The 10,929-nt window shown below is 76.2% G+C and carries 11 protein-coding genes; 7 read left to right on the top strand and 4 right to left on the bottom strand.

Features of this window, described 5'->3' with window-relative positions:
* Positions 1–13: 13 nt before the first annotated feature.
* The 3 genes from EYB28_RS15120 (at position 14) to EYB28_RS15110 (ending at position 2,349) form a co-directional block, all read left to right on the top strand.
* Positions 14–1,114, top strand: coding sequence for a uroporphyrinogen-III synthase (locus tag EYB28_RS15120; RefSeq protein WP_166852503.1), 1,101 nt, complete (start codon positions 14–16; stop codon positions 1,112–1,114).
* A gap of 41 nt (positions 1,115–1,155) precedes the next feature.
* Positions 1,156–1,719, top strand: a complete 564-nt coding sequence (locus tag EYB28_RS15115; RefSeq protein ID WP_166849490.1) for a hypothetical protein — start codon at positions 1,156–1,158, stop codon at positions 1,717–1,719.
* Positions 1,720–1,791: 72 nt separating this feature from the next.
* Entirely contained in the window at positions 1,792–2,349 is a 558-nt protein-coding gene (locus EYB28_RS15110; RefSeq protein WP_166849488.1) for a hypothetical protein, read from the top strand.
* An 8-nt stretch (positions 2,350–2,357) separates the two neighbouring features.
* Here EYB28_RS15110 and EYB28_RS15105 read toward each other — a convergent pair whose 3' ends face one another.
* From EYB28_RS15105 to EYB28_RS15090, 4 genes are read right to left on the bottom strand one after another with little or no spacing between them, the layout of a single operon-like run.
* Complete coding sequence (locus tag EYB28_RS15105; RefSeq protein WP_166849485.1) at positions 2,358–3,419, bottom strand: sulfate/molybdate ABC transporter ATP-binding protein; 1,062 nt, start codon at positions 3,417–3,419, stop codon at positions 2,358–2,360.
* The gene (locus EYB28_RS15100; protein WP_240930748.1) at positions 3,416–4,216 is read right to left on the bottom strand and encodes an ABC transporter permease; all 801 of its coding nucleotides are present in this window, start codon (positions 4,214–4,216) and stop codon (positions 3,416–3,418) included. Before EYB28_RS15100 ends, EYB28_RS15105 begins: the two co-directional genes overlap by 4 nt.
* 53 nt (positions 4,217–4,269) lie before the next feature.
* Positions 4,270–4,989, bottom strand: a complete 720-nt coding sequence (modA, locus tag EYB28_RS15095) for a molybdate ABC transporter substrate-binding protein (RefSeq protein WP_166852498.1) — start codon at positions 4,987–4,989, stop codon at positions 4,270–4,272.
* A 38-nt stretch (positions 4,990–5,027) separates the two neighbouring features.
* The gene (locus EYB28_RS15090; RefSeq protein WP_166849483.1) at positions 5,028–5,435 is read right to left on the bottom strand and encodes a molybdopterin-binding protein; all 408 of its coding nucleotides are present in this window, start codon (positions 5,433–5,435) and stop codon (positions 5,028–5,030) included.
* Positions 5,436–5,544: 109 nt separating this feature from the next.
* Between EYB28_RS15090 and glp the strand changes: the two genes are divergently transcribed.
* The 4 genes from glp (at position 5,545) to EYB28_RS15070 (ending at position 10,762) form a co-directional block, all read left to right on the top strand.
* On the top strand, positions 5,545–6,879 hold the full coding sequence (glp, locus tag EYB28_RS15085; RefSeq protein ID WP_240930581.1) for a gephyrin-like molybdotransferase Glp: 1,335 nt from the start codon (positions 5,545–5,547) through the stop codon (positions 6,877–6,879).
* On the top strand, positions 6,876–7,382 hold the full coding sequence (moaC, locus tag EYB28_RS15080) for a cyclic pyranopterin monophosphate synthase MoaC (protein ID WP_166849478.1): 507 nt from the start codon (positions 6,876–6,878) through the stop codon (positions 7,380–7,382). Before glp ends, moaC begins: the two co-directional genes overlap by 4 nt.
* Positions 7,379–8,416, top strand: a complete 1,038-nt coding sequence (locus EYB28_RS15075) for a molybdenum cofactor biosynthesis protein MoaE (RefSeq protein ID WP_166849476.1) — start codon at positions 7,379–7,381, stop codon at positions 8,414–8,416. The genes moaC and EYB28_RS15075 overlap by 4 nt, the downstream gene beginning before the upstream one ends.
* Before the next feature lie 141 nt (positions 8,417–8,557).
* Complete coding sequence (locus EYB28_RS15070; protein WP_166849474.1) at positions 8,558–10,762, top strand: PhoX family phosphatase; 2,205 nt, start codon at positions 8,558–8,560, stop codon at positions 10,760–10,762.
* The last annotated feature ends 167 nt before the right edge of the window (positions 10,763–10,929 follow it).

Here is a 10,929-nt window from a genome sequence, read left to right as displayed (position 1 = left end):
GCTGGGGCAGGTCATGGCGGGCTGCACGGTGCTGGTCACGGCGGACCGGCGTTCCGGCGAGCTCGCCGCCGCCCTCGAACGGCGGGGCGCCACCGTGCGGCACGCGCCCGCGCTGAGCATGATCCCGCACGCCGACGACGACACCCTGGTCGCCGCCACGCGCACGCTCGTCGCCGACCCGCCCGACGTCGTCGTCGCCACCACCGGCGTCGGATTCCGCGCCTGGGTCGAGGCCGCCGACGCCCACGGGCTGGCGGGCGACCTGCTGGGGGTGCTGGGCGGCTCGCGGATCGTGGCGCGCGGCCCCAAGGCGCGGGGCGCGATCCAGGCCGCCGGCCTGCAGGCCGACTGGGTCGCCGAGTCCGAGACGTCCGCCGAGGTGGCCGAGGTGCTGCTCAGCGAGGGCGTCTCCGGCCTGCACGTCGCGATCCAGCACCACGGCGCGGGCGCCGACGGCCTCGACGACGTGTTCGCCAAGGCCGGCGCGCGGGTCTCCCCGCTGGTCGTCTACCGCTGGGGGCCGCCGCCGGACCCGGAGGCCGTGGCGGCGTCGGCGCGCGACGCCGCGGCCGGCGAGATCGACGCGGTCACGTTCACCTCCGCGCCGGGCGCCGAGGCGTGGATGCGGGTCGTGGAGGCGCAGGGCGTTCTCGACGACGTCGTGGCACGGTTCGCGGACGGGTCGATGGTCGCGGCGGCCGTCGGGCCGGTCACCGCCCGGCCCCTGGAGTCCCGCGGCGTCCCCACGCTGCAGCCCGAGCGCGGCCGCCTCGGCGCGCTCGTGCGCGCCCTCGTCGGCCACTACGAGCACATCGAGTCGGTCGCGCTGGCCACGGTCGCCGGGCCGCTCACCATCCGGGCCCGCGTCGCGGTGCTGGACGGTCGGGTGCTGCCGCTGTCGCCCACCGGGGTCGGGCTGCTGCGGCTGCTCGCCGCCGCGGGCGGGGACGTGGTGCTGCGCGACCGCGTCCTGGACGTGCTCCCGGGGGACTCGCGCGACACGCATGCCGTCGAGGTCGCCGTCGCCCGGCTGCGCGAGGCGGTGGGCCGGCGCGACCTCGTCAAGACCGTCGTCAAGCGCGGCTACCGGCTGGAGCTGGAGCACCGCGCCTGACGCCGGGACCGGCACGACGACCTGCGGTAGCGTGCGAGCGCATGAACGCGTTCCTCGTGGTCCTGATCGTCGTCGGCGCCCTCGTCGTCCTCGTCGTCGGTGCGGTCGTGGGCTTCTTCGGCTGGACGCGGTGGAAGGTCCGGCAGGGCCTGGCGACCCAGCGCCGCGAGGCCCCGTCCTTCCCGGCGTGGGGCTCCGAGCGGGGCCTGACCTATGCCGAGCGCGACGACGAGCTCCTGCTCGGCAAGGGGCTGGAGGCGTACAACCCGTTCCGGTTCTTCGCGGTCCCGGGGGCGACCTTCCGCGTGGCCCACGTGTTCCGCGGACGGGACACCGCGGACGACCTCGCGCTCTTCCAGTTCAGCGCCTACGCCAACCCCGCCCCGGACGCGCCCGCCAAGGGGACGCTGACCGTGGCCACCGTGCGGCTGCCCCGCCCCGTGGAGGCCGCCTTCCTCCGTCCCGCGGCGCAGGGCGAGCCGGCGGTGCACGCGCAGGGCGAGCGGGCGACGTGCTACCTCAACGGCCCGCTCACCCTGGAGAAGGCCGCCGCCGTGCGCGACCGGCTCGCCGCGTACGTCGAGGGCGTCGGGCGGGCGGCCTGACCGTCGCGCCGGCACCTCCGTGGCCGGAACCGGACACGACACCGGCCGGTGACCTGCAGTAGCGTCACGCGCATGAACGCGTTCACGGTGGTCCTGGCGGTCGTCGGTGGGCTCGTCGCCCTGGTCGTCGTGGTGGCCGTGGTCTTCTTCGGCTGGATCCGGTGGCGGAACCGGCGAGGCCTCGCGCGGCAGCGCTACGAGATCCCGTCGTTCCCGGCGTGGGCGCAGGAGCGGGGGCTGTCGTACACGGAGTTCGACAACGAGCCGCTCGAGGGCATGGAGGAGTACGCCCCGTTCCGGAACTTCGCCACGCCGGGGGCGTTCTGCCGGGCGTTCCACGTCTTCGAGGGGAACCACGCCGGCCACGACATCGCCGTCATGCAGCTCACCGTCTACGCCGCGCCCCACCCGGACACCCCGGCCAGCGCGCGGATGACGGTGGCGACCACGCGGCTGCACCGGACGGTCGCCGATGCCGTGATCGCGCCGGAGCGCCGCGGCCTGCCGAGCGTGCACGCCCGCGGCGAACGGGCGACGTCCTACCTCAGCGGCCCGCTCACCCTGGCGCGCGCGGAGGCCGTCGCGGACCGGCTCGCCGCGTACGCCGAGGGCGTCCGCCAGGCCGCCTGACCGTCGCGTCACCCGGGGTAGACGTCCACCTCCGCGGCCTTCACGGACAGCCAGACCTCGGTCCCGGGCGTGAGCGCGAGGTCCGCCACCGAGCGCGGAGTGACGTCGGCGGCCAGGTGACCGGTGCGGACCCGGACGAGGTCGCCGTGCGGCTCGAGGGTCTCGACGCGGCCCCGGAACGTGTTGCGGGGCGACCCGGCGTGCGGGGCGAGGTAGACCGACACGGCGGACGGTCGGAAGACGGCCGTCGCGGGCGCGCCGGCGCGGATCCCGGCGCCGCCGGGCGTGCCGTGGCCGTGGACGACCTCTCCGGCGGGCGTGACCAGACCGTCCGGGCCCCAGGTCCCTGTCAGCAGGTTGAGCCCGGCGATCCGCGCCGCGAACGCGCTGCGGGGCCGGGTCAGCACCTCGGCGGTGGTCCCGCGCTCCACGACCCGGCCGTGCTCGACGACGGCGATCTCGTCCGCGAGGACCAGGGCGTCGAGCACGTCGTGGGTCGTGACGACCGCCGTCCGCCCGGCGAGCAGGCCGCGGAGCGTCTGGCGCAGCGCCGGGGCCACGTCGACGTCCAGCGCCGCCAGCGGCTCGTCCAGGAGCAGCAGCCGAGGACGGGCCGCGAGTGCGCGGGCGACCGCGACGCGCTGGGCCTGGCCGCCGGAGAGCGTGGCCGGTCGGCGGTCGGCCAGCGGGGTCAGCCCGGTCCGGCCCAGCCACTCGTCCGCCAGGCGGGCGGCGTCCCGGCGGCCGCGCCCCTGGGAGCGCGGTCCGAACGCCACGTTGTGGCGCACCGACAGGTGCGGGAACAGCAGCGGGTCCTGGGCCAGTAGGGCCACCGACCGGTCGTGCGCCGGCACCCACGCGCGCACGCGCCCGGCGGTGGCACGCACCAGCGTGCGGCCGTCGAGCGTGACGTGCCCGTCCCGCGGCCGCAGCGTGCCCGCTGCGAGGCCGAGCGTCGTCGACTTGCCGGCGCCGTTCGGCCCGAGCAGCGCGAGCGTGCGCCCCGCGGCGAGCTCCAGCTCCACGTCGTACCCGCGGCCCGGCAGCGTCGCGGCGAACGCGAGGGTCACGGCGTGCCCCCGCGTTCCCCGCCGTGCTGCCGGGCCCGGTAGGTCAGGCCGATGACGGCGACGGCGACCACCACGAGGAGCAGCGACAGGGCGACGGCGGCGTCGGGGTCGGTCTCGCGCTGCAGGTAGATCTCCAGCGGCAGCGTGCGGGTGGTGCCCTGCAGGCTGCCGGCGAACGTGATCGTGGCGCCGAACTCGCCGAGCGCGCGGGCGAAGGAGAGCACGGCCCCCGACAGCAGGCCGGGCCAGACCAGCGGCAGCGTCACGCGGCGCAGCACCGTGGTCGGCCGTGCCCCGAGCGACGCCGCGACGGCGTCGTACCGGCCGCCGGCGGTGCGCAGCGCGCCCTCCAGGCTCACCACCAGGAACGGCAGCGCGACGAACGTCTGCGCGAGCACCACCGCCGTCGTCGAGAACGCGACCTGCAGCCCCGCGACCTCCAGGGTCTCGCCGAGCAGCCCGCGGCGCCCGAACGTGTACAGGAGCGCGATGCCGCCCACGACGGGCGGGACGACCAGCGGGAGCAGCACGAGCGACCGCAGCACCCCGAGCCCGCGGAACCGGCAGCGGGCCAGGACGAGCGCCATCGGGATGCCGAGCACCAGGCAGGCCAGGGTGCTGGCGGCCGCGGTCCGCAGGCTCAGCGCCAGGGCCGTGCGGGCAGACCCGCTGGTCACCAGGGCCCAGAAGCTCGACCAGTCGACGCGCGTGGCCATGGCGACGAGCGGCAGCAGCACGAGCAGCCCGCCGAGCACGGCGGGGACGAACGCCCAGCGCGGGACGCCGGCGGCGACCACGCCGTCGTCGGCACGGCGCCGTGCCGGGCGGGCGGCGACGGTCGCCCGGCCGCTCACGGCGCGCCGAACCCGTACGAGGCGAGCGTGGCCTGCCCCGCGTCGTCGAGCACGGCGGCGACGAGCTCGTCGGCGAGGGCGGCGTGCGGGCTGCCCGCGACGGTGGCGATCGGGTAGGTGTTCACGGCCGCCGCCGACTCGTCGAACGCGATCCCGTCGACGTCGTCGCCCGCCGCGGTGACGTCGGTGACGTAGACGAGCCCGGCGTCGGCCTCGCCCGCCACCACCTTGGCGAGCACGTCCGTGACGCTCTGCTCCTCGCTGACGGGGCTCAGCTCCACCCCCGCGTCGGCCTCGACGGCGGTGGTGGCGGACCCGCACGGCACCGCCGGCGCGCACACGACGACGTCGAGCGCCGGGTCCGCCAGGTCGGCCAGGGTGGTGACGCCGGCCGGGTTGCCCGGCGGGACGGCGATCTCGAGGGTGTTCGTCGCGAAGTCCCGGGGGGCGGTGACGAGGTCGTCCGCGGCGAGCGCGTCCATGACCGGCCTGTTCGCCGACGCGAGGACGTCGGCCGGCGCCCCCTCGCGGACCTGGGCGGCGAGGCTGGAGGAGCCGGCGTAGCTGACCCGCACGTCGACGCCCGGGTGCGCGGCCTCGAAGTCGGCCGCGACCGGTTCGAACGCCTCCCGCAGCGACGCGGCGGCGAACACGGTGAGGGTGGCTTCGTCGCCGTCCCCCGCCGCGGGGCTGCCGCAGCCGGCCAGCGCGGTCATCACGACGACGGCGCCCGCGACCCCGGCGCGGCGCGCCCTCACGACGCCTCCGGGGCGGAGGCCTCGACCACCACGGTCGTCGACTTGATGACGGCCACCGCGACCGACCCCCGCTCGAGCCCGAGGTCGCGCACCGCCTCGCTGCTCATGAGCGACACGACACGGAACGGCCCGCACTGCAGCTCGACCTGGGCCATGACGGCGTCCACCTGGATGTCGGTGACCAGGCCGACGAAGCGGTTGCGCGCGGAGCTCCGCATCCCGCCCGGCAGCCCCGGCGGTGTCGCGTGCTCGCGGGCGACCATCGCCACCTCGTACCCGTCGACCACCTTGCGGCCGGAGTCGTCCGTCGAGGCGCGCAGCAGCCCCCGGTCGATCCAGCGGCGCACGGTGTCGTCGCTGACCCCGAGGTAGACGGACGCCTCGGAGATTCTCATGTGCGGCATACCGGCGATGCTACTGCCGCATCTGCGGCGAATCCAGGGCCGATGTCCCGCATCCGCGCACCGCCTGGGGGCGCGATGGAGCGGTGTCGCGCCGACTAGGCTGGCGCGCGTGCATGACGACGTGACGACGGCCCGGCCGGCGGCCGGGCACGGCACCGGCCACCCGGTCCGCCGGTCCGTGGGCGACCACGCCGCGGCGGTCCGCGACCTGGTCGCGCCCGCGCTGGCCGCCGCCCGCGGCTCGGGTACGGAGACGGTGGAGGTCGCCGCGCTGCTCGCGCGGGCGGCGTCCGGCGCGGCGCCGTTCCCGTGCGTGCTCGCGCGCGACACCGTCGCCGCCGTCGCGCTGCCGGGCTTCGACAACTCGCAGATGGACGGGTACGCCGTGCGCGCGGCGGACCTCGCCGCGGCCGGCGCCGGCACCCCGGTCGAGCTGCCCGTGGGGGCGCCCGTGCCGGCGGGCACGCAGCCGCCTCCGCTGGACCCCGGGACGGCGGCGCCGGTGATGACGGGGGCCCCGGTCCCAGCCGGAGCGGACGCGGTCGTGCGGATCGAGGACGCGGACCCGCCCCGGTTCCCCGAGCCCTCGCCGGACCCCACGACCGTGGTGCGGTTCGCCGCCCCGGTCGAGGCGGGGACGTTCGTGCGGCGCGCGGGCTCGGACGTCGCCGTGGGCGACCTGCTGCTGCCGGCCGGCACGCCGGTCGGCGGTGCGCAGCTCGGGGCGCTGGTCGCCGCAGGTGTCGCCACCGTCGACCTCGCCCCGCCGCCGCACGTGCTCCTCGTCTCGACCGGCTCGGAGCTGGTGCCCGCCGGCGAGCGGCCCGGCCCGGCCCAGGTGCACGACGCGAACGGCGCCGCTCTCACCGCCGCCCTGGCCGCGTCGGGTGCCCGGGTCACCCACCGCGTGGTCCCCGACGTCCCCGACGCCCTGCGCCGTACCCTCGCCGAGGCACCCGGGGAGGTGGTGCTCGTCGTCACCACCGGCGGCGTCTCCGCGGGGGCGTACGAGGTGGTGCGCCAGACCCTCGACGACGCGTGGTTCGGGCACGTGGCCGTGCAGCCGGGTGGACCGCAGGGCCTCGGCACGGTGACGCTCGGGACCGGCCGCGACGTGCCGCTCGTGGCGTTCCCCGGCAACCCGGTGAGCGCGTTCGTGTCGTTCGAGCTGTTCCTGCGCCCCGTGCTGGCGCGCGCCACCGGGGCGGAGCCCGCGCGCCGCGCGACGGGCCGGGCACCGCTCGCCGAGCCGCTCGACTCACCGCCCGCCCTGCACCAGGTGCGTCGTGGCAGGCTCGACGACGACGGCCGCGTGCGCATGGTCGGCGGGCCGGGCTCGCACCTGCTCACCCACCTCGCCGCCGCGACGATCCTCGTGCACGTGCCGCCCGGCGTCGCCCACCTTCCGGCCGGCGACCCCGTCGACTACTGGGAGCTCCGATGACCGACCTCACCCACTACCGCTCCGACGGCGCCGCGCACATGGTCGACGTCTCCGCGAAGGACGTCACGCGGCGCGAGGCCACGGCGACCGGCGTCCTGCGCACGCGTGCCGACGTCGTCGAGCGCATCGTGAGCGGCGACCTGCCCAAGGGCGAGGCGGTCGCCACGGCGCGCGTCGCCGGGATCATGGGGGCCAAGCGCACGCCCGACCTCGTGCCGCTGTGCCACCCGCTGCCGATCTCCGGCGTCGAGATCGACGTCGTCCCCGCCGGCGACGACCCCGGCGCCGTCGAGATCACGGCCACCGTGCGCACCACCGGGCGCACCGGCGTGGAGATGGAGGCGCTCACGGCCGTCACGGTCGCCGGGCTCACGCTCTACGACATGATCAAGGCCGTCGACAAGGCCGCCGTGCTCACGGACGTGCAGGTCGTGGCGAAGTCGGGCGGGAAGTCCGGCGACTGGTCGCGCCCCGCGGCGCACGAGACCCGGGAGGACGCATGACCGGCACGCACGACCACCCCCACCTGGACGGGGACGCGGGCCGCCGCGCCGCCGTCGTCGTCGCCTCCGACCGCGCGGCGGCGGGGGAGTACGAGGACCGGTCCGGGCCGGCGGCCGTGGAGTGGTTCGCGGCGCGCGGGTGGCGGACCTCGCCGCCCGTCGTCGTGCCCGACGGCGACCCCGTCCGCGAGGCGATCGCGGCGCTCCTCGTCGCCGCCCCCGACGACGTCCCCGACGTGGTCGTCACCAGCGGCGGCACGGGGCTCGCCGCGCGCGACGCGACCCCCGAGGCGACCCGCGCCGTGCTGGACCGCGAGGTCCCCGGGATCGCCGAGCTGGTGCGCGCACGCTCCCTGGTGCCCACCGACCCCGCCAAGCGCGCCGTCCCGGCGGCCGCGCTGTCCCGCGGCGTCGCCGGGGTCGCCGGGCGGACGCTGGTCGTCAACCTTCCGGGGTCGGTGGGCGGCGTGGTCGACGGACTCGACGCGCTCGCCGACGTCCTGGAGCACGCCGTCGACCAGCTGCGCGGAGGCGACCACCCGGCCGGCCCGCGCGGTAGCGCGGGAGGCACTACCGCGGCGGGCGCGCCGGCGCAGGTGCTGCGCGCGGACGTCGTCGAGACCCCCCTCGACGGCCTGCTCGGCGAGCTGAGCGAGCTCGTGCGGGACGACACGTGCGGCGCGGTCGCCACCTTCGTCGGCCACGTCCGCGACCACGACGAGGGTCGCGGCGTCGTCGCGCTGCACTACGAGGCGCACCCGGACGCCGCCGCCGTGCTGCGCCGGGTCGCGGACCGGGTCGCCGGCCGGACGGCCCGGGAGGCGGGCGACCGCGTGCGCGCCGCGGTGGTGCACCGCACCGGGGACCTCGGCGTCGGCGACGTGGCCGTCGTCGCCGCCGTCGCGAGCGGGCACCGGCAGGCCGCGTTCACCGCGCTCGCGGACCTGGTCACCGAGCTCAAGGCCGAGGTGCCGATCTGGAAGGAGCAGGGCTTCGACGACGGCAGCAGCGAGTGGGTGGCCTCGCTCGGATGACCTGCCGGGACGCGGGTGAACCGGCCGGTCACCCGGTGTTCACCTGACGGTCGGCACGGCGACGGCGCCAGGCCACGGAGCCTCCCTAGCGTCGGGCGCGACCCCAGGGTCACCCCCAGCCCTACGTCAGGAGAGCTACCGATGACGATCGCCCCCGAGTCGCGCCCGCTGCTGGAGCTGGCAGACGTGCACCCGTACGCGCGTGGCAAGCGCAGCGCGGTCACGTGCCGCCTGAAGTGCGCCGACGCCTGCTCCCACCCCGCGCCCAACGAGTCCGCCAACGAGTACTTCCGGGACGTCGCCTCGCGCGCCCTGTCCCGCCGGGTGATGCTGGGCGGCCTCGCCGCCGCGGCCGCCACCGTCGTGGTGGGGTCCCAGGTCGCCGGCGCCCCGGCGGCGGAGGCCGCCGCGGCGACCGGCCGGGGCCACGGCAAGGGCCTCGCCTTCGGCCCGATCACACCGCAGCCGGCTGCCACCGACGCCTTCGTCGTGCCCGAGGGCTACGAGTGGTCGCCGATCATCCGCTGGGGCGACCCCATCCTGCCCGGCGGGCGCGCGTTCGACGTCGCCCACCAGACGCCGGAGCAGCAGGCGAAGCAGTTCGGCTACAACTGCGACTACCTCGACATCCTGCCGGACGACCCGGACGGCGTCCGCACGCGCGGGCGGACGCGGCGCGGCCGCCGCGGCCTGCTCGTGAGCAACCACGAGTACACCAACGCGTCGATCATGTTCGACGACTCGTACGACGCGGCGACGCGCCGGGCCATCGAGCGTGCCGCGTGGGGCATGTCCGTCGTCGAGGTGACGCGTGACGACGAGGGCGCGCCGTGGACGTACTCGCGGATCAGCCGCTACAACCGCCGCATCACCGTCGACACCGAGTTCACCGTCGACGGCCCGGCGGCAGGCTCGCGGCTCATGAGGACCGTCGAGGACCCGACGGGCACGCGCGTGCGCGGCACCCTGAACAACTGCGCGGGCGGCACCACCCCGTGGGGCACGGTCGTCTCGGGCGAGGAGAACTTCCACGCCAACCTGCGGGTGAACGGCAAGGACCCGCGCGACGAGCGGTACGGCCTGCGCAACGAGCCCACCGGCTACGGCTGGGAGCTCGACGACCCCCGGTTCGACGGCAACAACCCGGGGTACGAGTACGAGAACCACCGCTTCGGCTGGGTCGTCGAGGTGGACCCGTACGACCCCGACGAGCCGCCCGTGAAGCACACCGCGATGGGCCGGTTCAAGCACGAGGGCGCCAACGTCATCCTGTCGAGGAACGGTCACGCCGTCGCCTACATGGGCGACGACGAGCGCTTCGACTACGTCTACAAGTTCGTGTCGGCCCAGACCTTCCGCAAGGGGCGCAGCCGCTGGGCGCGCCGCCACAACAAGACGCTGCTGAGCGAGGGCGACCTGTACGTCGCGCGGTTCTCCGGCGACTCCCCGGCCGGGGAGATCGACGGCACGGGCGCGGTCCCCTCGGACGGCTCGTTCGACGGCACCGGCGAGTGGGTCGCGCTCGTCAAGGACGGCGAGTCCCAGGTCGAGGGCATGAGCGTCGAGGAGGTGCTCGTCTTCACCCGCCTCGCGGCCGACGCCGTCGGGGCCACGAAGATGGACCGGCCCGAGGACGTCGAGCCCAACCCGGTCACCGGGCGCGTCTACGTGGCGTGCACCAACAACTCCAACCGTGGCAAGGACGGGTACGCCGCCGCGGACGAGATGAACCCGCGCACCGTCAACCGTGACGGGCACGTCGTGGAGATCGTCGAGGACCGTGGCGACCAGACCGCCACGACGTTCCGGTGGAACCTGCTGCTCGTCGCGGGCGACCCGAGCGTGAACGAGTCGGCGTACTTCTCCGGGTTCCCGGTCGAGAAGGTGTCGCCGATCTCCTGCCCGGACAACCTCGCGTTCGACGCCGAGGGCAACCTGTGGATCTCCACCGACGGCCAGCCCTCGACGATCCAGAAGTGCGACGGGCTGTTCAAGGTGACGCTCGACGGACGCCGGCGCGGGAACGTCGAGCAGTTCCTGTCCGTGCCGCGCGACGCCGAGACCTGCGGCCCGGTCGTGGACTCGCGCGACGCGATGGTCTACGTGAACGTGCAGCACCCGGGCGAGGACGGCTCGTTCGGGGCGCAGAACTCGTACTTCCCGGACTACCTCGAGGAGGGCGAGGACGTGCCGGCGGGCGCCTGGCGCGGCCCGCGTCCGTCGACGGTCCAGGTCTACAGGGCCGACAAGGGCCGTGGGCCCTGGAAGGATGGCGACCACGGCCACGGGGGGTGGGACGGTCCCGGACCGTTCCCGTGGTCGCGGGGCTCGCGGGGCCGGCGCTGACCTGAGGAGGCGCACGGGCACCGCGAGGTAGCGCAGGGCCGCCGCGAGCGATCGCGGCGGCCCTGCACTCGTCCGGGAGCACGGTTCGGGCGGGCGCGCCGGAGTTCGTAGACTGGGGCACCGTGACCGACGCCTTCGGCACCGGGGAGACCGGGGCCTACCTCGAC

Source organism: Isoptericola sp. BMS4 (genome assembly GCF_011634835.1).
Taxonomy (GTDB): domain Bacteria; phylum Actinomycetota; class Actinomycetes; order Actinomycetales; family Cellulomonadaceae; genus Isoptericola.
This window is presented reverse-complemented; position numbering and strand designations above follow the sequence as displayed.

What these genes read in the sequence shown, in the direction of transcription:
- EYB28_RS15070 (WP_166849474.1), top strand. Translation starts at nt 8,558, where the DNA reads ATGACGATCGCCCCCGAGTCGCGCCCGCTGCTGGAGCTGGCAGACGTG.
- EYB28_RS15115 (WP_166849490.1), top strand. Translation starts at nt 1,156, where the DNA reads ATGAACGCGTTCCTCGTGGTCCTGATCGTCGTCGGCGCCCTCGTCGTC.
- moaC (WP_166849478.1), top strand. Translation starts at nt 6,876, where the DNA reads ATGACCGACCTCACCCACTACCGCTCCGACGGCGCCGCGCACATGGTC.
- EYB28_RS15110 (WP_166849488.1), top strand. Translation starts at nt 1,792, where the DNA reads ATGAACGCGTTCACGGTGGTCCTGGCGGTCGTCGGTGGGCTCGTCGCC.
- EYB28_RS15120 (WP_166852503.1), top strand. Translation starts at nt 14, where the DNA reads ATGGCGGGCTGCACGGTGCTGGTCACGGCGGACCGGCGTTCCGGCGAG.
- EYB28_RS15090 (WP_166849483.1), bottom strand. Translation starts at nt 5,435, where the DNA reads ATGCCGCACATGAGAATCTCCGAGGCGTCCGTCTACCTCGGGGTCAGC.
- EYB28_RS15075 (WP_166849476.1), top strand. Translation starts at nt 7,379, where the DNA reads ATGACCGGCACGCACGACCACCCCCACCTGGACGGGGACGCGGGCCGC.
- modA (WP_166852498.1), bottom strand. Translation starts at nt 4,989, where the DNA reads ATGACCGCGCTGGCCGGCTGCGGCAGCCCCGCGGCGGGGGACGGCGAC.